General features: G+C 70.8%; 24 protein-coding genes and 2 pseudogenes. 17 read left to right on the top strand and 9 right to left on the bottom strand.

Annotated elements, in window-relative coordinates; genetic code table 11:
* Positions 1-53: 53 nt before the first annotated feature.
* Both ACZ7NC_RS04355 and ACZ7NC_RS04350 read left to right on the top strand, forming a co-directional pair.
* The gene (locus ACZ7NC_RS04355; protein WP_471484762.1) at positions 54-1,301 is read left to right on the top strand and encodes a glycoside hydrolase family 5 protein; all 1,248 of its coding nucleotides are present in this window, start codon (positions 54-56) and stop codon (positions 1,299-1,301) included.
* Between the two features lie 30 nt (positions 1,302-1,331).
* The gene (locus ACZ7NC_RS04350; RefSeq protein ID WP_471484760.1) at positions 1,332-3,050 is read left to right on the top strand and encodes a glycoside hydrolase family 6 protein; all 1,719 of its coding nucleotides are present in this window, start codon (positions 1,332-1,334) and stop codon (positions 3,048-3,050) included.
* A 37-nt stretch (positions 3,051-3,087) separates the two neighbouring features.
* Here ACZ7NC_RS04350 and ACZ7NC_RS04345 read toward each other — a convergent pair whose 3' ends face one another.
* The gene (locus tag ACZ7NC_RS04345; protein WP_471484758.1) at positions 3,088-3,858 is read right to left on the bottom strand and encodes a phytanoyl-CoA dioxygenase family protein; all 771 of its coding nucleotides are present in this window, start codon (positions 3,856-3,858) and stop codon (positions 3,088-3,090) included.
* A 138-nt stretch (positions 3,859-3,996) separates the two neighbouring features.
* On the opposite strand from ACZ7NC_RS04345, the gene ACZ7NC_RS04340 reads away from it, so the two are divergent.
* The 3 genes from ACZ7NC_RS04340 to ACZ7NC_RS04330 all read left to right on the top strand — a co-directional run bounded on the left by ACZ7NC_RS04340 (position 3,997) and on the right by ACZ7NC_RS04330 (position 6,470).
* Positions 3,997-4,905: a class I SAM-dependent methyltransferase gene (locus tag ACZ7NC_RS04340; protein WP_471484756.1), complete on the top strand. Its 909-nt coding sequence runs from the start codon at positions 3,997-3,999 to the stop codon at positions 4,903-4,905.
* A 95-nt stretch (positions 4,906-5,000) separates the two neighbouring features.
* The gene (locus ACZ7NC_RS04335; RefSeq protein WP_471484755.1) at positions 5,001-5,702 is read left to right on the top strand and encodes an SDR family oxidoreductase; all 702 of its coding nucleotides are present in this window, start codon (positions 5,001-5,003) and stop codon (positions 5,700-5,702) included.
* Between the two features lie 156 nt (positions 5,703-5,858).
* A complete protein-coding gene (locus tag ACZ7NC_RS04330; RefSeq protein ID WP_471484753.1) occupies positions 5,859-6,470 on the top strand; it encodes a hypothetical protein in 612 nt (203 codons plus the stop codon).
* 121 nt (positions 6,471-6,591) lie between these two features.
* Here the strand turns inward: ACZ7NC_RS04330 and ACZ7NC_RS04325 are convergent, their stop codons facing one another.
* Positions 6,592-7,425 carry an aldo/keto reductase gene (locus ACZ7NC_RS04325; RefSeq protein ID WP_471484751.1) on the bottom strand — a complete coding sequence of 278 codons (834 nt, stop codon included), beginning with the start codon at positions 7,423-7,425 and terminating at the stop codon, positions 6,592-6,594.
* 308 nt (positions 7,426-7,733) lie between these two features.
* Between ACZ7NC_RS04325 and pqqA the strand changes: the two genes are divergently transcribed.
* From pqqA to ACZ7NC_RS04290, 7 genes are read left to right on the top strand one after another with little or no spacing between them, the layout of a single operon-like run.
* Entirely contained in the window at positions 7,734-7,874 is a 141-nt protein-coding gene (gene pqqA, locus ACZ7NC_RS04320) for a pyrroloquinoline quinone precursor peptide PqqA (RefSeq protein WP_471484750.1), read from the top strand.
* Between the two features lie 22 nt (positions 7,875-7,896).
* Positions 7,897-8,616: a pyrroloquinoline-quinone synthase PqqC gene (pqqC, locus tag ACZ7NC_RS04315; RefSeq protein ID WP_471484748.1), complete on the top strand. Its 720-nt coding sequence runs from the start codon at positions 7,897-7,899 to the stop codon at positions 8,614-8,616.
* Positions 8,613-8,867 (top strand): pyrroloquinoline quinone biosynthesis peptide chaperone PqqD, encoded by a 255-nt coding sequence (gene pqqD / locus ACZ7NC_RS04310; protein WP_471484747.1) that lies wholly within the window; start codon positions 8,613-8,615, stop codon positions 8,865-8,867. Before pqqC ends, pqqD begins: the two co-directional genes overlap by 4 nt.
* Entirely contained in the window at positions 8,864-9,955 is a 1,092-nt protein-coding gene (gene pqqE, locus ACZ7NC_RS04305; RefSeq protein WP_471484745.1) for a pyrroloquinoline quinone biosynthesis protein PqqE, read from the top strand. Before pqqD ends, pqqE begins: the two co-directional genes overlap by 4 nt.
* Positions 9,952-11,166, top strand: coding sequence for a glycoside hydrolase family 88/105 protein (locus tag ACZ7NC_RS04300; RefSeq protein WP_471484744.1), 1,215 nt, complete (start codon positions 9,952-9,954; stop codon positions 11,164-11,166). Before pqqE ends, ACZ7NC_RS04300 begins: the two co-directional genes overlap by 4 nt.
* Entirely contained in the window at positions 11,163-11,945 is a 783-nt protein-coding gene (locus tag ACZ7NC_RS04295; RefSeq protein ID WP_471484743.1) for a Tat pathway signal sequence domain protein, read from the top strand. Before ACZ7NC_RS04300 ends, ACZ7NC_RS04295 begins: the two co-directional genes overlap by 4 nt.
* Before the next feature lie 52 nt (positions 11,946-11,997).
* Positions 11,998-14,064 (top strand): PQQ-dependent sugar dehydrogenase, encoded by a 2,067-nt coding sequence (locus ACZ7NC_RS04290; protein WP_471484741.1) that lies wholly within the window; start codon positions 11,998-12,000, stop codon positions 14,062-14,064.
* 12 nt (positions 14,065-14,076) lie between these two features.
* Here the strand turns inward: ACZ7NC_RS04290 and ACZ7NC_RS04285 are convergent, their stop codons facing one another.
* Together ACZ7NC_RS04285 and ACZ7NC_RS04280 are read right to left on the bottom strand one after the other, a co-directional pair.
* A complete protein-coding gene (locus ACZ7NC_RS04285) occupies positions 14,077-15,903 on the bottom strand; it encodes an AMP-dependent synthetase/ligase (protein ID WP_471484740.1) in 1,827 nt (608 codons plus the stop codon).
* Between the two features lie 248 nt (positions 15,904-16,151).
* Positions 16,152-17,651: an MFS transporter gene (locus ACZ7NC_RS04280; RefSeq protein ID WP_471484739.1), complete on the bottom strand. Its 1,500-nt coding sequence runs from the start codon at positions 17,649-17,651 to the stop codon at positions 16,152-16,154.
* Between the two features lie 123 nt (positions 17,652-17,774).
* Between ACZ7NC_RS04280 and ACZ7NC_RS04275 the strand changes: the two genes are divergently transcribed.
* Entirely contained in the window at positions 17,775-18,758 is a 984-nt protein-coding gene (locus tag ACZ7NC_RS04275; protein ID WP_471484737.1) for an Lrp/AsnC family transcriptional regulator, read from the top strand.
* Here the strand turns inward: ACZ7NC_RS04275 and ACZ7NC_RS04270 are convergent.
* The gene (locus tag ACZ7NC_RS04270) at positions 18,755-19,618 is read right to left on the bottom strand and encodes a LysR substrate-binding domain-containing protein (protein WP_471484736.1); all 864 of its coding nucleotides are present in this window, start codon (positions 19,616-19,618) and stop codon (positions 18,755-18,757) included. The two genes, ACZ7NC_RS04275 and ACZ7NC_RS04270, sit on opposite strands and share 4 nt — an antisense overlap.
* A gap of 181 nt (positions 19,619-19,799) precedes the next feature.
* Between ACZ7NC_RS04270 and ACZ7NC_RS04265 the strand changes: the two genes are divergently transcribed.
* Positions 19,800-20,813 carry a bile acid:sodium symporter family protein gene (locus tag ACZ7NC_RS04265; RefSeq protein ID WP_471484734.1) on the top strand — a complete coding sequence of 338 codons (1,014 nt, stop codon included), beginning with the start codon at positions 19,800-19,802 and terminating at the stop codon, positions 20,811-20,813.
* On the opposite strand, the gene ACZ7NC_RS04260 is transcribed toward ACZ7NC_RS04265, so the two are convergent.
* The 3 genes and pseudogenes from ACZ7NC_RS04260 to ACZ7NC_RS04250 all read right to left on the bottom strand — a co-directional run.
* Complete coding sequence (locus tag ACZ7NC_RS04260) at positions 20,749-21,984, bottom strand: DUF4185 domain-containing protein (protein ID WP_471484732.1); 1,236 nt, start codon at positions 21,982-21,984, stop codon at positions 20,749-20,751. The two genes, ACZ7NC_RS04265 and ACZ7NC_RS04260, sit on opposite strands and share 65 nt — an antisense overlap.
* 19 nt (positions 21,985-22,003) lie before the next feature.
* Positions 22,004-23,887 (bottom strand): exo-alpha-sialidase, encoded by a 1,884-nt coding sequence (locus ACZ7NC_RS04255; protein WP_471484730.1) that lies wholly within the window; start codon positions 23,885-23,887, stop codon positions 22,004-22,006.
* A 131-nt stretch (positions 23,888-24,018) separates the two neighbouring features.
* Positions 24,019-24,338: pseudogene (locus tag ACZ7NC_RS04250) on the bottom strand (quinone oxidoreductase family protein); the annotation flags it as partial.
* On the opposite strand from ACZ7NC_RS04250, the pseudogene ACZ7NC_RS04245 reads away from it, so the two are divergent.
* From ACZ7NC_RS04245 to ACZ7NC_RS04235, 3 genes and pseudogenes are all read left to right on the top strand, one after another.
* Positions 24,305-24,406 (top strand): annotated as a pseudogene (locus ACZ7NC_RS04245) (MarR family transcriptional regulator); the annotation flags it as partial. The pseudogenes ACZ7NC_RS04250 and ACZ7NC_RS04245 sit on opposite strands and share 34 nt — an antisense overlap.
* A 16-nt stretch (positions 24,407-24,422) precedes the next feature.
* Positions 24,423-24,950 (top strand): isochorismatase family protein, encoded by a 528-nt coding sequence (locus tag ACZ7NC_RS04240; RefSeq protein ID WP_471484728.1) that lies wholly within the window; start codon positions 24,423-24,425, stop codon positions 24,948-24,950.
* Between the two features lie 102 nt (positions 24,951-25,052).
* Positions 25,053-25,178 (top strand): hypothetical protein, encoded by a 126-nt coding sequence (locus ACZ7NC_RS04235; RefSeq protein WP_471484726.1) that lies wholly within the window; start codon positions 25,053-25,055, stop codon positions 25,176-25,178.
* Positions 25,179-25,252: 74 nt separating this feature from the next.
* Here the strand turns inward: ACZ7NC_RS04235 and fdhD are convergent, their stop codons facing one another.
* A complete protein-coding gene (gene fdhD, locus ACZ7NC_RS04230; RefSeq protein WP_471484724.1) occupies positions 25,253-26,101 on the bottom strand; it encodes a formate dehydrogenase accessory sulfurtransferase FdhD in 849 nt (282 codons plus the stop codon).
* Positions 26,102-26,111 lie beyond the last annotated feature (10 nt).

Below are 26,111 nucleotides of genomic sequence, written 5' to 3'. Positions count from 1 at the left end.
TTCCATCAGTCGACGCGTCCGTCACGGCGCGCCTGATCTGCAAGGAGTCGCTCATGCGACACCCCCCGCGTTCAGTACTTTTAGCCGTCATCGGAGCGGTCGCCCTTGTCGCGGCCGTGACGATGCCGGTCGTCACGGCGCAGGGAGCCACGCCCGCGTGCACGGTGACGTACCCCGTCACCAGCGCGACGGTGACCGCGACCACCTGCAATGCCGACGCCGAACCGTCGCCGCCCGATCCGACGGACCCGACGGATCCGCCCGATCCGACGGACCCCGGTGACCGCACGGTGCCGGTCCTGCACGTCTCCGGGAACAAGCTCGTGGACGCCGACGGCACCACCCGCCGTCTGCTCGGCGTCAATCGTTCCGGCGGCGAGTTCATGTGCGTCCAGGGCTACGGCATCTGGGACGGGCCCGTCGACGACGCCGCCATCGAGGCGATCGCCGACTGGAACGCCAACACGGTCCGCATTCCGCTGAACGAGGAGTGCTGGCTGGGCCTGTCCAACATCAAGCCCGAGTACGGCGGAGCGAACTACGTCGACGCCGTGCGGGAGCTGGTGGCGAGGGTCGAGGCGCACGGCATGACGCCGATGCTCGAACTCCACTGGTCCTGGGGCCAGTACACCGGCAACTCGGCGGGCTGCTCCGATGTGCACGCCGTCTGCCAGAAGCCGATGCCCGACATGCGGTACACGCCCGCGTTCTGGGCGTCGGTCGCGAGCACCTTCAAGGACGACCCGACCGTCGTCTTCGACCTGTTCAACGAGCCCTACCCGGACCGCGCGACACCCACGACCACCCAGGCGTGGCAGTGCTGGCGGGACGGCGGCACCTGTCCCGGCATCGGGTACGAGGTCGCCGGTATGCAGGATCTCGTCGACGCCGTACGCGACACCGGCGCCGGCAACCCGATCCTGCTCGGCGGGCTCGCGTACTCGAACGACCTGAGCCAGTGGCTGACGTACCGGCCCACCGACCCGGCGGGCAATCTCGCCGCCGCCTGGCACGTCTACAACTTCAACACCTGCGCGAACGAGAGCTGCTGGAACTCCACACTCGCCCCCGTCGCGGCCCAGGTGCCGCTGGTCGCGGGGGAGATCGGGGAGAACACCTGCTCGCACTCCTTCGTCGACCAGGTCATGAAGTGGTTCGACGACCGGGACCTGTCCTACCTCGGCTGGACCTGGAACACCTGGAACTGCTCCTCCGGTCCGGCCCTGATCTCCGGTTACGACGGTACGCCCACGGCGTACGGCATCGGGCTGCGCGACCACCTGCGCTCCCTCGACGGATAACACCCGCAACCGAGAAGGAAACCCCCACTCATGAGTCGTACCAGAACAGCCATGCTCGCTGCCCTGACGCTGGTCGCCGGGGCCTCGGGAACCGCGCTCGCCGCGGACCCCGGCGGAATCGGCACGGCCGCCGTCCCCTGCACCGTCGACTACAAGGTGCAGAACCAGTGGGACACCGGCTTCACCGCCGCCGTGACCGTCACCAACAACGCCGCCGCCAAGTCGAGTTGGGCGGTGAAGTGGTCGTACGCCGGCAACCAGAAGGTCACCAGCGGCTGGAACGCGAAGATCAGCCAGAGCGGGGCCGCGGTCACCGCCGCCAACGAGACCTACAACGCCACGTTGGCGAGCGGCGGTTCGGTCAGCTTCGGCTTCCAGGGCACCTACAGCGGCACCAACGCCGTCCCGGCCACCTTCACCCTCGACGGTGTCACCTGCAACGTCGACGACGGAGGCGGCGGCCCGACGGATCCGACCGATCCCGGACCGACCGGCCCCAAGGTCGACAACCCGTACTCCGGCGCCAAGGTGTACGTGAACCCGGAGTGGTCCGCGAAGGCCGCCGCCGAGCCGGGCGGCAACCGGATCGCGGGCCAGCCGACCGGTGTGTGGCTGGACCGGATCGCGGCCATCAACGGCGTGAACGGCGGCATGGGCCTGCGCGACCACCTCGACGAGGCCCTGACGCAGAAGGGCTCCGACGAGCTGGTCGTCCAGCTGGTCATCTACAACCTGCCGGGCCGTGACTGCTCCGCCCTCGCCTCCAACGGCGAGCTCGGCCCGACGGAGATCGACAAGTACAAGACGCAGTACATCGACCCGATCAAGGCGATCCTCGCCGACCCGAAGTACGCCTCGCTGCGGATCGTCACCACGGTCGAGATCGACTCGCTGCCGAACCTCGTCACCAACACCGGCAGCCGTCCCACGGCCACCCCGCAGTGCGATGTGATGAAGGCCAACGGCAACTACCAGAAGGGCGTCGGCTACGCCCTCAACAAGCTCGGTGACGTGCCCAACGTCTACAACTACATCGACGCCGGCCACCACGGCTGGCTCGGCTGGGACGACAACTTCGCACCCAGCGCGGCCATCATGAAGGAGGCGGCGACCACCGAGGGCGCCACCGTCGACGACGTCCACGGCTTCATCACCAACACGGCGAACTACAGCGCCCTGAAGGAGAACAACTTCACCGTCAACGACACCGTGGCCGGCAAGTCCGTCCGCGAGTCCAAGTGGGTCGACTGGGACCGCTACGTCGACGAGCTGTCCTACGCGCAGGCCTTCCGCAACCAGCTGATCACGACCGGCTTCAACTCCGGCATCGGCATGCTGATCGACACATCCAGGAACGGCTGGGGCGGCTCGGCACGGCCCGCCGGTCCGGGCGCGACGACCGACGTCGACACCTATGTCAACGGCGGCCGCTACGACCGACGCATCCACGTCGGCAACTGGTGCAACCAGTCCGGCGCCGGCCTCGGCGAGCGCCCGCAGGCCAACCCGGCGGCCGGGATCGACGCGTACGTCTGGATCAAGCCGCCGGGGGAGTCCGACGGTGCCAGCCAGGCAATCCCGAACGACGAGGGCAAGGGCTTCGACCGGATGTGCGACCCGACCTACACCGGCAACCCGCGCAACGGCAACAACCTGTCCGGCGCCCTGCCCAATGCTCCGCTGTCCGGGCACTGGTTCTCGGCGCAGTTCCAGCAGTTGATGCGGAACGCGTACCCGCCACTGTCCTGACCCGGTGAACCCGCGATCCGCCGGGGTCAGCCCTCTGTCAGCCCTCCTGGGACAGACCCCGGCGGATCGCGAACTCCACCGCCGAATAGTCCCCGTCGGCCCGGTCCAGCTCCAGCGGCACCGCCGTATGCAGCGGCGGCTGCGCCATGAAACGGGGACGTGTGCCGTGGTGGGGCTGGGCGGCGTGGACCAGGAACGGGTGGCAGAGGTAGACATCGCCGGGGCGGCCCGTGGCGTGGGCCTGCGGGCGGTGCGCCGAGGCCTCCGCGACCTTGGGGCCGAGCTCCAGGAAGGAGGCGCCGGCCTCGCCGTACGGTGCCAGGACGGGCGGTACGTCGAGATGTGAGCCGACCCGGATGCGGGTCGGGGCGTCGGCCTCGGTGACCTCGCTGAACAGGAACAGCATGAGCAGCGCCCGGTCCTTCGAGTGCACGTTGGTGTGGGGGTGCTCGGCGCCCTCGGGCAGATAGCTGCCCTCGATGTGCCAACCCGCGTCGTCCGGCTCCTCCTCGTGCGGGAACCGCAGCGGGAAGCTGCCCAGCGAGTAGCGCGACTGCCAGCGGCCCTCACCCACCAGCACATCGAAGGCCTCGTGCAGTACGGGTGTGTTGACGGCGGCCGCGAAGGGGCCCTGCGCCATGTCGTACACCCAGTGCACGGGGTCCTTCCAGGTGCCCGGGTCCTCCCGGTCGTACCCCGTCTCCCGCCACAGCAGCCGCGCGCAGTGTTCGGCGACGCGCGGCGGAAAGGCGCCCTCGATCTTCACGAAACCGTCCTCGAGGAAGCGCTCCACCATCTCGTCGTCCATCGGGCCATCGTGAGTGACCGCGGGCCGCCGTCGCACCCCATTTTTCTTTGCTCCGTTTTTGCCGCTACGGCAAGGACAGTGGCCCGGGGGCGGTGCCTCGGAGCACGCTGGCGGCAACCGGACGAGAGGCTGACCACCATGGCGCACGAGAACCATCCGCACCAGCAGCACCAGCACCCGCGGCACCAGCACCGCCACGACCACACCGACGTCGACTGGGCCGAGATGGGCCCGCTGCTGGAGGCGCAGGCCGAGCTGTTCACGCCGCTGTACGAACACGTCATGGCCTGGCTGGCCAAACGGCAGACCGAACCGGGACTGATCGTGGACGCGGGCAGCGGACCCGGAGTCGTGTCCTGTCTGCTCGCCGACACCTTCCCCGGCGCCCGGATCGTCGCCGTCGACGGATCCGAGCCCCTTCTCGACCGGGCCCAGGCAAGGGCGGAGCGGCTCGGTGTCGCCGACCGCTTCGGCACCCTCGCCGGTGAACTCCCGGGCGTTCTCGACGAGTTGGACTATCCCGTCGATCTGCTGTGGGCCGGTCGCAGCCTGCACCACCTCGGCGACCAGCGCGCCGCCCTCGCCTCGTTCGCCGACCGTCTCACGTCCGGTGGCACGCTGGCCCTCCAGGAGGGCGGCCTGCCGTCGCGGTTCCTGCCGCGGGACGTCGGGTTCGGGCGGCCCGGGCTGCAGGCCCGGCTCGACGTGCTGGAGATGGAGTGGTTCGCGCAGATGAGGGCCGACCTCCCCGGCGCCGTCGCCGAGACCGAGGACTGGCCGGCGCTGCTCACCGCCGCGGGCCTGAGGCCCACCGGCACCCGCACCTTCCTCCTCGATCTGCCGGCCCCGACCACGGACCGCGCCCGCGCCTACGCCGTCGCCTCCCTCACCCGGACCCGCGAGGGCCTCGGCGACCGCCTCGACGCCGACGACCGCGCGGCCCTCGACCGGCTCCTCGACCCCGACGACAAGGCGAGCGTGCACCACCGCCCCGATGTGTTCGTGCTGGCGGCGCAGACGGTGTACACGGCGGTGCGGACGAGGTGACACCGGGGACACCGGCCGGCGGCGGGACTTGACTTCGAGAGCTCTCCAAGTGATGGACTCCCCGGCGTCGGAACCGAGACACAGGGGGAAACGCCATGACCGACTCTCCGGTCGCACTCATCACGGGCGGCGGCAGCGGCATCGGCGCCGCGGTCGCGCGGCAGTTGCTGGACGCCGGGTACCGCGTCACCGTCACCGGCCGCGGTGCGGCGCGGCTGCGGGGGTTCGCCGAGGAACTCGGCGAACCGGAAGGGCTGTTGACGGTCGTCGGGAACGCGGCCGAGTACGCCGACGTACAGGCGGCGGTCGACGCGACGCTCAAGGCGTTCGGCCGGCTGGACACGGTCGTCGCCAACGCCGGCTTCGCCACCCATGACTCCGTCGCCGAGGGCGACCCCGAGGGCTGGAGGGAGATGGTGCTGACCAACGTCCTCGGCCCGGCCCTGCTGATCCGCGCCTCCATCGACGCCCTCAAGGAGACCCGCGGCCGGATCGTGCTGGTCGGCAGCGTGGCCGGGTTCGTGCCGGGGCCGGGCAACATCTACGGGGCGACGAAGTGGGCGGTCACCGGGCTCGCCGAGAACACCCGGCGACAGGTCACCGACTGGGGCGTGGGCGTCACCCACATCGCGCCGGGCCGGGTCGAGACACCGTTCTGGGACAGCTACGGCAGCCTGCCGCCGGGGCATCTGCTGACCCCCGACCAGATCGCCGACTCGGTCGTGTGGGCCGTCCGCCGGCCCGACGGCGTGGACGTCAACACCGTGGTGGTACGGCCGATCGGACAGCCCAACTGACGTAGGGCCGGGCTCAGTGCGCGATCTCCTATTAGGAAAGTTTCCTGATGGATGCGCGACCTCGGGTCCGCCGCACTGATTGCGGCGTCATCACCCCGGTAGAAGACTGGACATGCCGAAGATTTCGGATGTGCGCCCGGCTTTCCGGGAGGTGTCATGTTCGTACGCGCCATCTACACGACCGGCGATCCGACGAAGATCGACGCGGCCATCAGGGCCATGAACACGGAGGGACGGGACCTTCTGGAGGACCGTCCCGGGTATCGCGGCGCGAGCGTCTTCGTGGACCGGACGCTCGGCAAGCTGCTCGCGGCGAGCTGGTGGGAGACGGAGCAGGCCCGGCAGAACAGCGACGAGGTGCTGCGGGAGCGGCGGGCGGCGATGCTGGATCCGTTCGCGGGCACGCTGGCGGTCGACAATTATGAGGCGCTGGTCTTCCATCAGGTACGGCAGCCGCAGGCGGGCGGCGGGCTGCGGCTCACGCGGCTGGAGTTCGACCCCATGGACACGGATCTGCTCGCCGACACGTTCCGGGCGACGGTGGTCCCCAGGCTCGACACGCTTCCGGGGCTGGTCAGGGCGTCCCTGCTGGTCGACCGCGAGCGCGGACGCGGCATGGTCGGGACGGTCTTCGTCGACCAGACGTCCCTGGCGGCGTCCCGCTCGGGTCAGGCGGGGGCCCGGCACGAGGGCGCGGCGAAGGCGCATGTGAGCGTGATCGGGCTGGAGGAGTTCGAGGTCGTCTTCACCGACGTACGCGGCGACTGAGGTATCCCGCCCGGGAGCCGGCCCGCGCACCGGACCCGGCGTGCACGTCCGCCCGCCGCTCATGCGACTGAGCGGCGGGCGGAGTGCTGGGCGTGCGGCGGCTGATGTGCCGCGGCGGGGGTCAGCCGCCGAACGTCGCCGGGTCCGGGCCGAGGCGCCGGTCCTCGTTGAGCGCGCTGATCGCGGCCAGGTCCTCGTCGTCCAGGCTGAAGTCGAAGACCGCGATGTTCTCCTTGATCCGCGACGGCGTCACGGACTTCGGGATCACGATGTTGCCGGTCTGAAGGTGCCAGCGCAGCACGATCTGGGCCGGGGTGCGGCCGTGCTTCTGCGCGATGGCGACGATCGCCGGGACCTCCAGCAGGCCCCTGCCCTGGCCGAGCGGCGACCAGGCCTCGGTGGCGATGCCCTGCTCGGCGTGGAACTCGCGGGCGGCGCGCTGCTGAAGGTGCGGGTGGAGCTCGATCTGGTTGACCGCCGGGATCACCGACGTCTCACCGATCAGCCGCTCCAGGTGCTCCGGAAGGAAGTTGGAGACGCCGATCGCGCGCGCACGGCCGTCGGCGTGCAGCTTCTCGAAGGCCTTGTAGGTGTCGACGTAGGTGCCGCGGGCCGGCATCGGCCAGTGGATGAGGTACAGGTCGACGTACTCCAGGCCCAGCTTGGCCAGTGATTCGTCGAAGGCGCGCAGAGTGGCGTCGTACCCCTGGTCGCCGTTCCAGAGCTTGGTGGTGACGAAGATGTCCTCGCGGGGGAGAGCGGAGGCGGCGATGGCCTTGCCGGTGCCCTCTTCGTTGCCGTAGATCGCCGCTGTGTCGATGCTGCGGTACCCGGCCTCCAGCGCGGTGCCGACCGCCTTCTCCGCCTCGTCGTCCGGCACCTGCCAGACGCCGAAGCCCAGCTGGGGCATCTCCACGCCGTTGTTGAGGTTGATCGGGGGGACCTTGCTGCTCACGAGCTCTTGATCCTTACGGTTGTCGTCAGGTGGTACTCATATCGTCAACGATCACGAGGCGCCGTGCATTCCTGACGGCGGAATCCGCTGGGAAAACCGCCGTAACTGACCGGCGAGTCAGCAGTCGTGGCGAGATTGGCCGGAAACGCATCCGACGTTATCGGTACGGACCATTGACCGTGGCCCGTCATGTCGAGACTCTGTATCCCGCTACCGACCGTGCTGATGAACTCGGTGCATGCATGTGAACAGCAAGTGCCTGTCTGGGCTCTGAGACCCCCACTTCCTCGGAAAGCAGGTATGCGCACATGGACGAGAGGCTGCTCGATACCCTCCAGGCGGAACAGGAAATTCAGGAAACATCGGATGAAGAGGTGTGGCAAAGCCCTGGGCACTCCATAGTGGAGACCGCCCTCGAAGTGACCGCCTACGCCCTCGCCGACCGCTAGCCGGCCGCATCGCGAGAGCACCGTGACCACGACACGCGTGCACGCCGACGGCCCCGCAGCCCCCTGGACGGCCACCGAGTTCACCGGGCGGCTGCGGGCCGTCACCGCGGCCCGCTACCACGACCGGCACCCCTTCAACCTCCGTATGCACCAAGGCGAGTTGACACCCGGCGAGCTGCGCCGCTGGATCGCCAACCGCTTCCACTACCAACGCCACATCCCCGTCAAGGACGCCCTGATCCTCGCCAAGCTGGAGCGGCCCGCGCCGCGCCGGGCCTGGCTGCGCCGCATCCGCGACCACGACGGCACGGCCGAGGGCGAGGGCGGCATCGAGCGCTGGCTGCGGCTCGGCGAGGCGGCCGGTCTCGGCCGGGACGAGCTCTGGGACGCCTCCCGGGTCCTGCCCGGGGTGCGCCTCGCGGTCGACGGATACGTCAACTTCTGCCGGCTGAGCCCCGTCCTGGACGCCGTGGCCGCGTCGCTGACCGAACTGTCCGCACCGGATCTGATGCGCACCCGCATAGCCGCCTTCGAACGCCACTACCCGTGGATCGACCCCGACGGCCTCGCCTACTTCCGCACCCGTGTCGACCAGGGCGCCCGGGACGGCGACGAGGCCCTCGCCCTGGTCCTGGACCGGGCCCGCACCCGGGAGCAGCAGGAGCGGGCGGTGGCCGCGCTGGCGTTCAAGTGCGATGTGCTGTGGGCCCTGCTGGACGCCGTGGACGGCGGCGGCCCATGACCTGGCGCCCCGCCCTCGCCCGCTCGGTCCTGCTGCGCCACGACCGGGTGCGCGGCACCGACCTCCTGCTGCTGCCCGAGCGGGTCGTCGTGCTGCACGGCAGCGCGGGCGGCGTGCTGCGGCTGTGCGACGGCACCAGGGCAGTGGACGACATCGTCGCCGAGCTCGGCGCACGCTTCCCCGGCGCCCCGGTCGCCGCCGAAGTACCCGAATTCCTGGACACCTTGCGAAAGGAGGGCTGGCTGCGGTGACCGCCGATCCCCCGTGGGCCCTGCTCGCGGAACTCACCCACCGCTGTCCGCTGCGCTGCGGGTACTGCTCCAATCCCGTCGAACTGGTCGGTCGGTCAGTAGAGTTGACCGCCGAGCAGTGGGCCGGAGTGTTCCGGCAGGCCGCCGACCTGGGCGTCGTACAGACCCATCTGTCGGGCGGCGAACCGCTGCTGAGGCGCGATCTGCCGGACATCGTCACCGCCGCCGAGGCCGCGGGCCTGCACACCCAGCTCGTCACCAGCGGCGTCGGCCTGGACGAGCGGCGGCTCGGCGGGCTTGTCGCGGCCGGGCTGCACAGCGTCCAGCTGTCGGTGCAGCACGCGGATCCGGCAGCCTCCGAACGCATCGCGGGCGCCCGCTCGTTCGCCGCCAAGGAGCGTGCCGCCCGGCTGATCCGCGCCGCCGGACTGCCGTTCGGCCTGAACGTCGTCCTGCACCGCGGCAACGTCGACGCCCTGGACGGCCTGATCGAGCTGGGCGTGTCCTGGGGCGCCGACCGGATCGAGCTCGCCCACACCCAGTTCCACGGCTGGGCACTGCGCAACCGTGCCGCCCTGCTGCCCACCCGGGAGCAGGTGGATCGCGCCCGCGCCCGGCTCGCCCACTGGCGCGAACGCCCCGGCAGCACACCGGAGTTGATCTGGGTCGCCCCCGACCATGTCGACGGCACCGCCAAACCCTGTATGGGCGGCTGGGGCGCGATCTCGCTCACCGTCACCCCGGACGGCACGGTCCTGCCGTGCCCGGCGGCGGCCGCCCTCCCCGGCCTCGACCCACCCAACGTCAGGGACCGCCGACTCGACTGGATCTGGCGGGAGTCGAAGGCGTTCAACGCCTACCGCGGCGAGAGCTGGATGCGCGAGCCGTGCCGTGACTGCGCCCTGCGCTCCACCGACCACGGCGGCTGCCGCTGCCAGGCGTACGCGCTCACCGGGGACGCCACCCGCACCGACCCGGCCTGCCGGCTCTCGCCCGACCACGCCCTCGTCCGGGACCTGGTCGACACCCCCCGCCCCCTGCCCGGCGGTCCCGCCTTCGTCCCCGCCTACCGCGAAGGAGCACCATGAGACGTCTGCACGCGCTGCTCACGGCGACTGTGCTCGCAGCCGGGGCCCTGACCACGGCACCCACGGCCGCCGGCGGGACGCGACCCGCGGCCCTCGCCGCCGAGCACCCGCGCGCCGCCACGGACTGGTCGGTCGCCATGGTCGACTCCACCACGGCCCGCTTCTCGCCGAGCACGATCGGCGGCTGGTCGTACCCCGTCGGCCTCTACCTCTACGGCCAGTACCTCGTCCACCGCCGCACCCACGACCCGGACCAACTGGCGTACATCAAAAGCTACGTCGACCGGTTCGTGGCCGCCGACGGCTCCATCGGCCGGAGCTTCGACAACCTCGACAGCATGCAGACCGGGCGGCTGCTGACGATCCTTCACCACGAGACCGGCGAGGAGCGCTACCGGATCGCGGCGAAGCGGATCCGCGACCGCCTCGACACCTACCCGCGCACCGAGGACGGCGGCTTCTGGCACGCCGACACCGCGAGCCGTGCCCACCAACTGTGGTCCGACGGCGTCTACATGGTCGCCCCGTTCCTGGTGGAGTACGGCAAGGAGTTCCACGACTCCACCTACGCGAACGACGAGGCCGCCGAGCAGCTCCAGATCTACGGCAGCCATCTCCAGGTCCCCGGCGGCCTCCTGCGCCACGCCTACGACGAGTCGCGCACCAGCACCTGGTCCGACCCGGTCACCGGCCTCGCCCCCGAGCACTGGTGCCGTGCCGTCGGCTGGTACTCGATGGCGATCGTGAACGTCCTGGACGCTCTCCCCGCCACCCATCCGCGCCGCCCGGCACTGCTGCGCATCCTGCGGAAGCTGGCCGCCGGCCTGGAGCGGCACCAGGACCCGGCCACCGGACGCTGGTTCCAGGTCATCGACAAGGGCGACCGCGCCGACAACTGGACCGAGACCTCCTGCTCCAGCATGTTCACCTACGCCCTCTCCCGAGGCGCCCAGCAGGGCCACCTCGACCCGCACTACGCGAAGGTCGCCGAACGCGGCTACCGGGGCGTCCTGCGGAAGATCTCGCTCGGCCCCGACGGCCGCACCGACCTCACCGACATCTCCGTCGGCACCAACGTCGGCGACTACGCGTACTACGTCGCCCGCACCCGGGCGACCAACGACCTCCACGGCCTGGGCGCCTTCCTGATCATGAACGAGCAGCTGCGCGCCCGGCCCCGCACACCCACCACTGAGAGGGAGCAGTCATGAGCACCAGCCGCAGGACCCTGCTGGGCGCGGCCCTGGGCGGCGCGGTCGGCGCCGCCGTCGGCCTGCCCGCCACCCCCGCCCAAGCCGCCTCCTGGCAGTTGAAGTGGTCCCCGTCCGCGCGCTCCGACGGCCTGCGCGCCTTCGAGACCATCGAGGACGACCGCGCCGACTCGCACCCCGCGGGCGCGCCCCACATCCGCCCGGACGGCGACAACTGGCGCTTCACCATGCACAAGGTCGACCGGGACACCTCGACCGACCGCCAGCGTCACGAGGTCACCGGTCTGCGCACCTCCTCCGGCTACCTGAAGTGGCTGCCGGGCCAGACCTGGCGGATCACGTACGCGATGTACATCCCGAGCTCGCTGAAGGCCACGACCACCTTCACGCACATCATGCAGATGAAGCAGCCCGGCGCCGGCTCCTCGCCGATCGTCGTGCAGTCGCTGCGCCGGGTGAACGGGGCTCAGACCATCGAACTCCAATTGCCCGTCTCCGGGACCCTCATCGGCCGCACCTCCCTGGACCCGCTGCACGACGCATGGACCGACGTCGACTTCCAGATCAAGGTCGGCGACGGCTCGTCCGGCTCGGTGCGCTGGATCCTCAAGAGCGGCGGCACCACGCTGATCGACAAGTCGCGCAGCGGCGTCGACACCTTCCTGGCCGACCGGGTGCGCCCCAAGTGGGGCATCTACCGCAGCCTCGGCGACACCTCGGGCTCCCTCCAGGACTGCCACCTGCTGCTCACGCACCTCCGCGGCTACCAACTCCTCTGAACCCGCGCACCCCCGACCTCCCCCTCGCCGCCCACCACTGGAGGTGGACCCCGTGCACGTCCTCGCCGCCAGACGCCGACACCGCCCCGGCGTGCTCCTGGCCGCCCTGAGCGGCCTGCTGCTGTCCCTGCTCAGCGCCTCCCCACCGTCCCGCGCCGCCGTCGCGGCCACCGACCACCAGGCCGAGAGCGCGACGATCTCCCAGGGCACGGTGGCCGCCGACCACACCGGCTACACGGGCTCCGGCTTCGTCGACTACACCAACGTGACCGGCTCGTACGTCGAGTTCACGGTGAGCGCGGACACGGCGGGCGGCGCCTCGCTCGCCTTCCGCTACGCCAACGGCACCACCGCCGACCGGCCCATGGACATCTCGGTGGGCGGAAAGGTGGTCGCGTCGAAGGTGTCCTTCCCGCCCACCGCGAACTGGGACACCTGGGCGACCAAGGCGATCACCGCCGACCTGACCGCGGGAATCCACAGGATCCGCGCGACCGCGACCACCTCCGGCGGCGGGCCCAACCTCGACCGACTGACCGTGGGCCCGGCGGCCGACACCCAGGCCCCGACCCGCCCCGGCGCGCCGAGCTGCTCGGCGATCACCGAGAACACCCTGACCCTCACCTGGGGTGCCTCGACGGACGACGTGGGGGTGGTGGCGTACGACATCTACGAGCACGGCAACAGGATCGGTGAGGCCGCGGGCGGCACGACCACCAAGAACCTCACCGGGCTGACCCCCGACACCACCTACAACCTCACCGTCATCGCCCGGGACGCGGCCGGCAACGCCTCCCCGGCCGGCCCGGCCGTGGACTGCAGGACCGGGACCGGCTCCGACACCAGCCCGCCGACCAGGCCCGGCACCCTGGCGTACGGCGACGTCACCGCGAACAGGGCGACGCTGAACTGGGGTGCCGCGACGGACGACAAGGCGGTCACGGCGTACGACATCCGCAGCGGCGCCACCGTCTACAAGAGCGTCACCGGCAACCCGCCCGCCACCTCGACCACGCTCACCGGGCTCGCCTGCGACAGCCCCTACAGCCTGAACGTCGTGGCACGCGACGCCGCCGGGAACGCCTCCCCGCAGAGCAACACGGTCACCTTCACCACCCGGGCCTGCGCCACGGACGGCGGCGTCCCCTCGTCCATCGGCACGCTGTCGTCCGGCTGGAGCATCCCCTGGGGCACGTACTGGATGCCCGACGGCAACAGCGCCCTGGTCACCGAACGCGACAGCTTCAAGGTGTTCAAGCTGACCAAGGACGGCACCAGGACCCAGGTCGGCAGTGTCCCGAACGCGGTCACCACGGACGGCGAGGGCGGACTGCTCGGCGTGGCCGTCGACCCCGGCTGGGCCACCAACCACCGTGTGTACTTCATGCACACCGCCGCCGAGGGCAACCGCATCGCGCGCATGACCTACGACGGCGGCTCCCTGAGCGGCTACACGGTCCTGCTGCAGGGCATCAAGAAGAACCGCTACCACAACGGCGGCCGGCTCGCCTTCGGCCCGGACGGATATCTGTACGCCTCCACCGGAGACGCCCAGACCTCCTCACTCGCCCAGGACAGGAACTCCCTGAACGGCAAGATCCTGCGCCTGACGACCGACGGCAGACCGGCCCCCGGCAACCCCTTCGGCACCCACGTCTACTCCCTCGGCCACCGCAACCCGCAGGGCCTCGCCTTCGACCGGAGCGGCCGTCTGTGGGAGGCGGAGTTCGGCAACAGCGCCTACGACGAACTCAACCTGATCGAGCCGGGCGCCAACTACGGCTGGCCGACCTGCGAAGGCACCTGCTCGGTCGCCGGCATGACCAACCCGAAGAAGACCTGGCCCGTCTCCGAGGCGTCCCCGAGCGGCATCGCCATCGTGCGCAACGTCATCTACATGGCGGCCCTGCGCGGCGAACGCCTGTGGCGCATCCCCATCAACGGCGACACCGAGAACGTCGGCACGGCGAGCGCGTACTACGTCGGCACCTACGGCAGGCTGCGCACGGTCACCAAGGTGCCGGGCGCCGACCAGCTGTGGCTGTCGACGACCAACAGCGACAACAACGGAGGCGAGCCGGACGGGGCTGACAAGATCTTCCGCGTGAACATCGGCTGACCCGGCACGGACTCACGCCTGGTACAGCGCCTCCACCTCGCCCGAGTACGCGTTCTCGATCGCCTTGCGCTTCAGCTTCAGCGACGGCGTGAGCAGTCCGTGCTCCTCGGTGAACGGCTGGGCGAGGATACGGAAGGTGCGGATCGACTCGGCCTGCGAGACCAGGGTGTTGGCGGCGACGACCGCGCGCCGCACCTCGGTCTCCAGGTCGGCGTCGCGCACCAGCTGGGCCGGGGTCATCTGCGGCTTGTCGCGCATCATCAGCCAGTGCTCGACGGCCTCCTGGTCAAGGGTGACCAGGGCCGCGATGTACGGACGGTCATTGCCGACGACGATGCACTGCGAGACCAGCGGATGGTCCCGGACGCGCTCCTCCAGCACGCCCGGCGAGACGCTCTTGCCACCGGAGGTGACCAGGATCTCCTTCTTGCGGCCGGTGATGGTGAGATAGCCGTCCTCGTCTAGGGATCCCAGGTCACCGGTGGCCAGCCAGCCGTCGTGCAGGGACTCGTCGGTGGCCTTCGGGTTGTTGAGGTAGCCCTGGAAGACGTTGGCGCCGTGCAGCCAGATCTCGCCGTCGTCCGCGATGTGCACGGTCATTCCGGGGATGGGGCGGCCGACGGTGCCGTAGCGGGTGCGCTCAGGCGGGTTCGCGGTCGCGGCCGCCGTCGACTCGGTGAGGCCGTAGCCCTCGTAGATGTGTACACCGGCGCCCGCGAAGAACAGCCCGAGCCGCCGGTCCATCGCCGAACCGCCGGACATCGCGTGGCGGATACGCCCGCCCATCGCCGCCCGCATCTTGGAGTAGACGAGCTTGTCGAAGAGCTGGTGCTGCATGCGCAGCCCCGCCGACGGCCCGGGCCCGATGCCCCACGCCTTGGCCTCCATGGCGTCCGCGTACTTCACGGCGACCTCGACGGCCTTCTCGAAGGGCCCGGACCTGCCCTCCTTCTCGGCCTTGCGGCGGGCGGCGTTGAAGACCTTCTCGAAGATGTACGGCACGGCGAGGAAGAACGTCGGCTTGAACGCGGCCAGGTCCGGCAGCAGGGCCGCCGCGTTCATCTGCGGCTGATGACCGAAACGGACCCGGCCGCGGATCGCGGCGACCTGCACCATCCGCCCGAAGACATGCGCGAGCGGCAGGAACAGCAGGGTCGCCGCCTCGTCGCCCTTCTTGGAGTGGAACACCGGCTCCCAGCGCTCGATGACGGTGTCCGCCTCGTACATGAAGTTGCCGTGCGAGATGACACAGCCCTTGGGGCGGCCCGTCGTCCCCGATGTGTAGATGATCGTCGCGACCGAGTCCGGTGTGACCGCCTGCCGGTGGCGGTGGACCACGTCGTCGTCGAGGTGGGCGCCCGCGTCGTACAGCTCCTGCACGGCGCCCGAGTCCAGCTGCCACAGCTGGTGCAGCCGCGGCAGCCGGCCGATGACGGTCGCGATCGTCATCGCGTGGTCCTCGTGCTCCACGATCGCCGCCGAGCACTCGGAGTCGTACAGCATCCAGAAGCACTGCTCGGCCGAGGAGGTGGGGTAGATCGGCACCACCTGCGCGCCGATGGTCCACAGCGCGAAGTCGAAGAGCGTCCACTCGTAGCGGGTGCGCGACATGATCGCGACCCGGTCGCCGAACCGGATGCCCCGGGCGAGCAGGCCCTTGGCGAGGGCCAGGACCTCGTCGCGGAACTCCGCGGCGGTGACGTCCCGCCACTGGTCGCCCTCGTCCTTGCGGCCCAGCACGACATACGACGGATCCTCCTGGGCATGCTGGAAGACGACGTCGGCCAGGCCGCCCACCGGCGGTGGCAACGCCAACGGAGGGTTGGTGAACTCGCGCAATCCCCGCTCCCCGCTCCGAGTGCCTCGGCTGACGCTCCGCACAGCGCCGTGAAAGCTACCCCACCCGCCTTTCGGACGGGAGGGGGCCGAAAATCGACCGGTGCTCAGGTATCCACTGGTCAGCGGTGGAAAATGCGCTCACATGGGGAAGGGTCGGACAGAAAACTGACGGTTGAGTAAGTTTCGGGCCCGTAATCTCCACCGAATCTGTACGACCCGATTACCCGCTACGGGCCCTGTCGATCATGCTATCCCCGGTGTACAGGTGTCTCCTTCGTCAGCGTCCGAGGGGCCGAACCTGTCACTCCGGTCTTCTTCCCGGGCGGCCTTTTCACCAGAGCGAGCACCAGCACCCCGGCCACCGCCGCCGTCGCCCCCGCCGCCAGCGCGACCGAGTTCAGCCCGTCGGCGAAGGCCGCGCGCAGCGTCACCTCGCCGAAGGCACCCCGCAGCCCACCGGCGCCGCCACCCGCCAGGGCATGCGCCGCCTCCTCGGGCAGCGTGTCCCGCATCCGCCCGGTCAGCACCGTGCCGTACACCGCGATACCGAGCGCGTACCCGAGCTGCCGGAAGGTGTTCACCGCACCGCCCGCCATGCCCGCCCGCTCCGGCGGTACGGCGGCCAGGGCGGCCCCCGCGATCCCGGGCGACACCAGCCCCGTACCGACGCCCACCAGGACCAGCCCCGGTATCAGCGCGCTCGCCGTCGACCCGGCGTCCAGGAACGCCATGCAGAGCTGGCCCGCGCCGATCAGCAGCAGCCCGCCCCCGATGGTGAGCCGCGCCGACACTCCGTGCAGCAGCCGTCCGCCGGCCACCGCCACCACGAACGACGCGAGCGACAGCCACAGGAACACCGCACCGCCGCGCACCGGGCTCATCCCCAGCAGGGTCTGCAACCAGATCGAGGTGTACGCCATGGCGCCGAACGCCGCCGCGTTGAAGGCGAGCGAGCCCGCCATCACACCGGAGAACGCGGGCCGGAGGAACAGCCGCGGATCCAGCAGCGGATCGGCGACCCGCCGCTCCACCACGACGAAGCAGACCAGCGCCAGGGCCGCCCCGGCGAACCACCCGAGTGTCCCCGTCTCGCTCCACCCATGGCTCCCGGCCCGCACGGCCCCATACGTCACCGCCCCCGCGAAGGCCGCGAACGTCACCGTCCCCGCCCAGTCGATACGGCGTCCACGCGTCCCCCGCGACTCCGGCACCACCCGCAGTGTCAGCCACACCGCGGCCACACTCACCGGCAGATTGACGTAGAAGATCCATCGCCAGCCCGGCCCGTCGGTGAGCAGCCCTCCGGCGATCGGCCCCACCGCGGCCGCCGCCCCGCTGACCGCGCCCCACACGCCGAGCGCGACCGAGCGCCGCCTGCCCTGGTAGACGGAGCCGAGCAACGGCAGCGTGGTGGCGAACATGGCGGCCGCGCCGATGCCTTGCAGCCCCCGCGCGGCGACCAGCATCCCCGGCCCGGTCGCGAGTCCGCACAGCAGCGACGCCGCCGCGAACACGACGACACCGGCCACATGCACACGCCGCCGTCCCAGCACGTCCGCCGCGGCCCCCACGCCCAGCAGCAGCGCGGCCAGCGCCAGCGCGTACCCGTCCATCACCCACTGCAGATCACTCAGCGACGCGTTCAGCGCCCGCGCCATGTCCGGCAGCGCGACGATCGCGATCGTCACGTCCAGCAGCAACATGAACGTACTCAGGCACACGGCCGTGAGCGGCCCCCATGTGCGCATGTTCTTCCCCTCCTGTGCGAGACACGTACGTGAGATGCGTACGTGTCCGTACGATGGGCCGCACACGGCCGATCGCGGTGGTGTCGAGCGTCCGACCGCCGGAATCCGACAGGAGAAGACGCCGTGGAGATGGAATCCCACATCTTCGATGAGCTCGACCTCCAGCTGCTGTACGCGCTGGAGCTGAACGGCCGGGCGTCCTTCGCCCGCGTCGGGGAGGTGCTCGGCGTCTCCGACCAGACCGTCGCCCGCCGCTACCGCAGGCTGTGCGCCGAGGGCGGCCTCCGGGTGGTCGCCGTCCGCGACGCCGAACGCCTCGGGCAGGACCAGTGGACGCTGCGGCTGCGCTGCGTACCCGACAGCGCCCAGGTCATCGCGGAGGCGCTGGCCAAACGGGACGACACCAACTGGATCGGCATCGCCTCCGGCGGCACCGAGGTCATCTTCGGCACCCGGCCGCGCAGCCCGGGCGACCGCGACGACCTCCTGCTCGGCAAACTCCCGCGCACCCCGCGCGTCCTGGAGATCCGGGCACACCAGATGCTGCACCGCTTCTACGGCGGCCCGAGCGGCTGGCTGCGCAAGTTCCGGGTGCTCACGGACGACCAGGTCGAGGCACTGCGGCCCGAGGTCGTCCCCGATCCCGGACCGGCCCGCATCGACCCCGACGACGAACCCCTGATCGCCGCCCTGGAACGCGACGGACGCGCGACCTACCCCGAACTCCAGCGCGCCACCGGCCGTTCGGAGTCCGCGGTGAAGCGCCGCCTCGCCGCGCTGCTGGCGTCCGGGGCGGTGTACATCGACGTGGAGTACCTGTCCGAGACCATCGGCTATCCGTTCGCGGCCCTCCTGTGGATCACCACCACCCCGGCCGCCCTCACCCCCGTGGGCGAGGCACTCGCCGCCCACGACGCGATCGCCCACGCCGCGGCGACGGCGGGGCCCTGCACCATCATCGCGACGGCGGTGGTGAAGAACAGCGCGGCCCTGTACGGATACCTCAGCGGCCCACTGGGTCGCCTGGAGGGCGTCCAGCATGTGGAGGCGTCGCCGTTCCTGCGGAGGGTGAAGCAGCTGACCTATCTCCAGCGCCCCGCACGCTAACGGCGGTGCAACCGATCCCCACCCGCCAGGATCGCCCCGGCCAGGGCATCCGCCGCCCCCTGGGCCGCCGTGTGCCGCCGGCCGTGCACCAGCACGAAGTCGACGCGTCCGAGCGGCGGCAGCCCGAACCGGTCCGGCACGCGCACCAGGCCCGGCGGAATCAGTCCCCGCGAGTGCGCCATCACCCCGAGCCCGGCCCGCGCCGCCGCGATCAGCCCGTTGAGGCTGCCGCTGGTGCACACGATCCGCCAGTCACGCCCCTGTCGTTCCAGCGCCTCCAGCGCGAGCGCCCTGGTGATGCCCGGTGGTGGATAGACGATCAACGGCACCGGACGGTCCGCCTCCAGCCGGAGCCGCTCCGTGCCGATCCACACCAGCCGGTCGTGCCACACCGGTTCGCCGCGTGGATCCTCGGGGCGCCGCTTGGCCAGCACCAGATCGAGCTTCCCGGCGGCCAGCTGCTCGTGCAGGGTGCCCGAGAGCTCGACGGTCAGCTCCAGGTCGACCTCGGGATGCTCGTACCGGAAGCCCTCCAGGATCTCCGGCAGCCGGGTCAGCACGAAGTCCTCGGACGCGCCGAAACGCAGCCGGCCGCGCAGCCGGGTGCCGGTGAAGAACGCCGTCGCCTGCTCGTGCACCTCAAGGATCCGGCGGGCGAAGCCGAGCATCGCCTCGCCGTCCTCGGTCAGCTCCACGGAGTGGGTGTCCCGGGTGAACAGCGGCCGCCCGGTGGCGTCCTCCAGCCGCCGTACATGCTGGCTGACGGTCGACTGGCGCAGACCGAGGCGCCGGGCGGCCTGGGTGAAGCTCAAAGTCTGGGTCACCGCCAGGAACGTACGCAGATGGGAGGGGTCGTACACGCCGGCCAGACTACCAGCTGCTATCGCGGATTGTGATGACAGTCAGAGTGGTATGCGGGATTCCCGATCGCTGACCGCCGGAGGACGATGGGGAGGGCACGTCCGTGCCCGGAGCCGGAAGTTCAGCGAAGCGACAGCGAAGTAGTGGAGCACAGTGAAACGCCTGCGATGGCCGCGTTGGATGCCGATCGACCCGTACATCCTGCTGCTGCTCGGGACGGTCGGGCTCGCGGCCCTGTTCCCGGCGCGCGGGGCGGCCGCCGATGTGGCGTCCGGCGCCTCCACGGCCGCCATCGCCTTCCTGTTCTTCCTCTACGGCGCCCGGCTGTCCACCCGTGAGGCGCTGGACGGGCTGAAGCACTGGCGGCTCCATGTCACCGTCCTCGTCTGCACCTTCGTCGTCTTCCCGCTGCTCGGCCTTGCCGCCCGCGGTCTCGTCCCGGTGATCCTGACGAACCCCCTCTACCAGGGGCTGCTCTTCCTCACCCTCGTCCCGTCGACCATCCAGTCGTCGATCGCCTTCACCTCGATGGCCCGCGGCAACGTGCCCGCCGCGATCTGCGCGGGCTCCTTCTCCTCGCTGGTCGGCATCGTGATGACCCCGCTGCTCGCGGCGGCCGTGCTCGGCGGCAGCGGGGGCGGCTTCTCCGCCGACTCGCTGCTGAAGATCGTGCTTCAACTGCTGGTGCCGTTCATCGCCGGGCAGCTGCTGCGCCGCTGGATCGGAGGCTTCGTCGCCCGGCACAAGAAGGTCCTCGGACTCGTCGACCGCGGCTCGATCCTGCTGGTCGTCTACACCGCGTTCAGCGAGGGCATGGTCCAGGGCGTCTGGCACCAGGTGAGCCCGCTCCGGCTCGGCGGCCTGCTCGCCGTCGAGGCGGTGCTGCTGGCCGTGATGCTCGCCCTGACCTGGTACGGCGCGAAGGCCCTGCGCTTCAACCGCGGGGACCGCATCGCGATCCAGTTCGCCGGCTCGAAGAAGTCCCTCGCCGCCGGGCTGCCCATGGCGAGCGTCCTGTTCGGCGCGCACGCCTCACTGGCCGTACTCCCGCTCATGCTCTTCCACCAGATGCAGCTGATGGTGTGCGCGGTCATCGCCAAGCGGCGCGCCCATGACGCCCAGGAGACGGTCACCGTGTCGGCGCCGCCCGCAGCGTCACGAACCGCGGTCGGTACAGGGACACGTTCCGGCTGAGCTGCGCCGCCGCGCCGCCGGTGTCCAGCCAGTTGACGTCGTAGCTCAGCACCAGACGTCCGTCGCCGCTCAGCTCGGGGTGCGCCTGCGGGTTGTAGGCGGCGACCTGGCCGCCCGGCGGCAGCGGCGGGGCGAAGTCCTTCGTCGGCCCGCGCCAGGGCCCGACAGGGGAGCAGGCCCAGTACGACGTCACGGTCGTCAGCCCCTTGGCCCCGGCGGCCATCGTGAACAGCACGTACGTCCCCCGCACCCGCACCACCGAGAACGCGCTGCCCACTCCCGAGCGCTGCCCGTCCCCCAGCACGGCACGCGGCCGCGCACCCGCCTTCCCCCACGCGGAACCGTTCCAGTACTGCCAGGCCCCCGGCTCGGCGAGCCGGCCTTCCGGCGCGCGGGCGACGTAGGCGTGTGAGACGGGCCGGGACGCGGCCTGACCGTCGTCGCCCCCGAAGACGTACGTCCAGCCGCCCTCCTCGACGAGCGTCGTCCCGAACAGCACCCGCCGCGAGGCATCCGGCACCAGTTGCTGGTCGAGGACCCTGGTGACCGACTCGACCCGCAGCTCGGGCAGCGAGAGCGTGGCCACCTCGGTGGCGGTCGGCAGACCGTAGATCCAGGGTGACTGCCCGGCCGTGCGCACCCACAGCAGCACCCGCAGCACCTGTTCCGAGGATCCGGGGGAGCGGGGCTCGACGCGGGCCGCGACCGGCCAGCGCCACTGGTTCGGGGCGGGATCGGGGAAGAGCGGGGCGGAAAGCGTGCGCTCCAGGCGTCCGTCGCGCATGACGACCGCCGAGTTGCGCACCAGCGGAGCGCTCGCCTCCCGCCAGGTGGACGACTCGCCGAATGGGTTCGGCGGGGGGTGCACCCGCCCGAGATAGGTGTCCGAGAACAGCCACAGCACCCGCCCGTCCGGCAGCCGCACCGAGTGCGTCCCGTCGCCGCCGGTCCAGTCGTCGGTGCGGGCGGGGTCGTCGCCGTAGCGGGCGAACTCGGCGGTCAGGTCCTCGTCGGCCGACCAGGACGCGACCGAGTGCGCCGTGCACGCGCCACCGCCCTCCCGTTCGCCGTCGTCCGGGAGGGCGGTGAGCAGCACGGCCGCGAGAACCAGGGCCAGCAGGAGTCCGAGGCCGGTTCCCGTGCGCTGCCGTGCTCGTGCGTCGTCGGGCACGCCCGGGACGTTAGTGGCCTCAGCCCACTTGGTCCATGGGCAGCCACAGCACGGTGTCGCGGGTGTTCACCTTCTTGCGGGTGCCGGCCTGTGCCGCGGAGGCGCTGAGCTCCTCGTCGCCGAGCGCCCGGCTCCACACCCGGACGTCGTCGATCGTGCCGGTGAGGAAGGCCCTGCTGTCCATGCGCTGGCCGACATGCACACCGAACGGCGAGTTGCGGCTGACCGAACCGGGCACGTCCGTGGTGCTGATCGCCCGGCCGTCGAGGAAGAGCGTCAGCCGGCCGCCGCCGCGCCGCAGCGCCAGATGGTGCCACTCGCCGTCATTGGCGGCATCGCCGGCCCACACGGAGGAGGTGTGCACGGTCCCGAACCCCTCCCGGGTGGTGATCAGGGCGCGCACCCGGTCGTTGTCGGGCTCCCCGCGCAGCCAGACCTGGGGCTGGGTGCTGCCGATCCCGCCCATCCACAGGAACGGCTGCTCGCCGGATGCGGCGGAGTAACGGAAGAACAGCGACACCGTGAACTCACCCGTCCCGAGCGGGAGGCCGGCCCGGTACGGCAGCCGTACGGCGTCGTCGCGGCCGTCGAACTCCAGGGCCTTGCCGAGCACGCCGTCCGTCGTCCCGGCGCCGCCCAGGACGGTCGCACGGGGTGCTCCGATGGCGAGGTCCGCGGTGGTCGGATCAGGGCCGCGCCGGGCCCCGAGCCAGTCCTCGTTGAACCGCGCGAAACGGATCTCGTCCCGCGCGTCGACCTTGCCGCCCTCGTACATCAGACCCACCGTGGACGCGTCGATGTCGACCATGTCGGAGTATCCCGACCAGTCCGTGGTGACGACCTTGCCGCGGTCCGCGCTGTCCCAGGTGTCGCCGCCGTCGTAGGAGCTGCGGATCATCATGGTCCGGCGGCGGTCCGGGTCGCCCGGGGCCGACAGCAGTATGCGATTGCCCAACCGCAGTGTGGCGCCCTGGACTTGGGGCGTGTAGAGGTCCGGCATGTCGTCGAACGGCCCGGTGAAGCTGTCGCCGCCGTCGCTGCTGTACGTCTGGCTGCGGTGCCCGAGGTCGGTGCCGTCCTGTTCCCGGGCGCTGATGAGGATCTTGCCGTCCGTACGCTCGGTGAGGGTCACCTCGGACGGCTTCTGCCGGAAGGTGCCGTCGGCCGCGGAGATGGGCCAGGTGTCGGTGGCGCCGATCCTCCAGTTGTCGCCGCCGTCGTCGCTGACGATGAGGGCCGCGTGGTTGGCGGAGACCCGACTGCCGTCCCAGGTCTCGGTGTTGACGCCGAAGACCAGCCGCCCGGCGTGCTTGCCCTTGGTGAGCTGGATGCCGTGCACCGGGCCGGTGGCGTACCAGGAGTTCCAGTTCGCGGGCAGTATCCGGTCGCTCAGATCGCGTGGCTCGGACCAGGTCCGCCCGTCGTCGTCGCTGTACTGCAGATGGGGGTGGCGATCACAGGGAACCGAGCAACTGCCGCTGTCCGTACGGCCCGTGTTGTACGTCTCGGCCAGCAGGATGCGGCCGGTCTCCCGGTCCACGATCGGTGCCGGGTTGCCGTGTGTGTCGCCGTCGCCCTCGTTGACGACCTGGAGCGGTCCCCAGGTGCTGCCCCCGTCCGTCGACCGCTTGAGCACGATATCGATGTCAGCGGCGTCGCCGCAGTTGAGCACCCGTCCCTCGGCGAACGCGAGCAGTGTGCCGTCCTTGGTCTTCACGATCGCGGGGATGCGGAAGCAGGCGTACCCGGGATCCTGGGACGCCTTGAACAGAATCTGTTGCTCGAACGACGGGACTGTCGTGGCCGGTTGGGACTCGGCGGCACCTAACGTCGCGGCCGTCGCCGAGATGGCGACGGCCGCGACCAGGGCAGCTCTGAGACGTGCGCGAACTCTTGACGGCATGGTGCGGCCCGCCCTTCATCGTCTGGTCAGCGTCCAGGCATCCGAACATTCGGACATCCCACGTCCAAAGTGCGCATCACAGACGTTAGTTGGGCTATCGCACACATCACAAGAACCGTGCACGTGTCACATCACGGATGGAGTACTACTTTCCCTCGGCTGACCCGTGACTCGACAGCCGCATGCGCCTCGGCCGCCTCCTCCAGCGCGAACTCACCGTGAAGGTCATATGCCGGAATTATCCCGCCGCCCGAACTGTATGCCACGAGTCGCCCGCCGGGCGTGAGCGACGCGAGGTCGCGCGTCAGCGTGTCGCCGCCGTCGACGGGATCCCCTCTCGGCACGTCACCACCTCGTCGGCCCCGAGGGGGCGCACGAAGCCGGCCTTGCCCGGATCGGACACGGCACCCACGACCGCCCCGCGAGGCCAACGGCGCGCCTCTCGCGCCGCTCTCGCCGGCCGAACGCGACCGATTCATGGACCTGTTGATCCGGATTTCCGGTACACAGGGCTCATGACGGATAACGTTCCGTCATGACCGCACCCCTAGCGCTCGACCCCGCACGTACCGCCCTCGTGCTGGTCGACCTGATGGACCGTATCGTCGCGCTGCCCCTGGAACCCCGAAAGGGCACCGAACTCCTCACGAGGTGCGAGGAGTTGGCGACATCCTTCCGCTCCTCGGGCGCGACCGTCGTCCTCGTCCGTGTCGAACGCCCCGGCGTCGCCGAGCAACCGCCCGGCAGCGACCTCGTGCCGGGCCTGCTCAAGAACGGCGACATCGAGATCGTGAAGCGGACGATCGGTGGCTTCCAGGGCACGGGCCTGCACGACCGCCTCCGTGAACGGGGCATCACCACCGTCGTGTTCGGCGGCATCGCCACCAACCTGGGCGTCGAGTCCACCGCCCGCGCGGCCGCCGACCTCGGCTACGACCTCGTCTTCGTCGAGGACGCGATGGCCGCGTTCACGGCCGCCGAGCACGAGGCGTCGGTACGGCTGGACTTTCCGCGGCTGGGCACGGTGGTGACGGCGGCGGAGGAGGTGCGGTTCGTGGCGTGAGCGCCGGGGGGCCCGGACCCGAGGTCGGGACTCAGACGAGCGTTCCGCCGCCGTCCACCACGACGACCGAGCCGGTGCTGTAGCCGCCCGGACATCACCTACGTGCCCGTCACCGACGCCGAGCCCGGCGAAGTGCTGCTCGCCTGGGACGCGAGCCGACGCTCACCGCTGATCGCGGCCTTCGTCGGGGCGGCCCGGTCGGCAAGGTCGGCACGGTCCTCGGGCTGAGACGGGGCCCCTGTACGGCGCAGGGGGCGCTCCCCGCCGCTACGGGGCCCCGCCGCCGTGTCGCGGGGAGCCTGTCAGGCCTGGGCGGCCGCGGTCCGCAGGGCCAGCCGGTGTTCGCCCGCGTACACGTTCATGGAGGTGCCCCGCAGGAAGCCCACCAGCGTCAGTCCCGTCTCCGCGGCCAGATCCACCGCGAGCGACGAGGGCGCCGAGACCGCCGCGAGCACCGGAATCCCGGCCATCACGGCCTTCTGCGCCAGCTCGAAGCTGGCCCGCCCGGAGACCAGCAGGATCACCCGGGACAGGGGCAGGTTCCCGTTCTGCAGGGCGCGCCCGACCAGCTTGTCGACCGCGTTGTGCCGGCCCACGTCCTCCCGTATGTCCAGCAGCTCGCCGTCCTCGGTGAAGAGGGCGGCCGCGTGCAGGCCCCCGGTCCGGTCGAACACCCGCTGGGCCTCGCGCAGCCGGTCGGGGAGGCCGGCGAGCAGTTCGGGGTCGACCCGGACCGGGGGAGTGTCGGCGATCGGCCAGCGGGCCGTCGTACGGACGGCGTCCAGCGACGCCTTGCCGCACAGCCCGCAGGACGACGTGGTGTACACGTTCCGTTCGAGGGTGATGTCGGGGATGGCCACCCCGGGCGCGGTCCGTACGTCCACCACGTTGTAGGTGTTCGACCCGTCCGCCGTGGCGCCCGCGCAGTACACGATGTTCTGGAGATCACCCTCTTCCGCGAGCACCCCCTCGCTCACCAGGAACCCGGCCGCGAGCGCGAAGTCGTCACCCGGGGTGCGCATCGTGACCGCGAGCGGCTTGCCGTTGAGCCGGATCTCCAGAGGTTCCTCGGCGACGAGCGTGTCCGGCCGGGTGGAGACCGCCCCGTCCCGGATCCGGATCACCTTGCGTCGTTCCGTAACTCGTCCCATGCTGCGATCC

It is taken from the genome of Streptomyces sp. NPDC111802, assembly GCF_055634335.1.
This window is presented reverse-complemented; position numbering and strand designations above follow the sequence as displayed.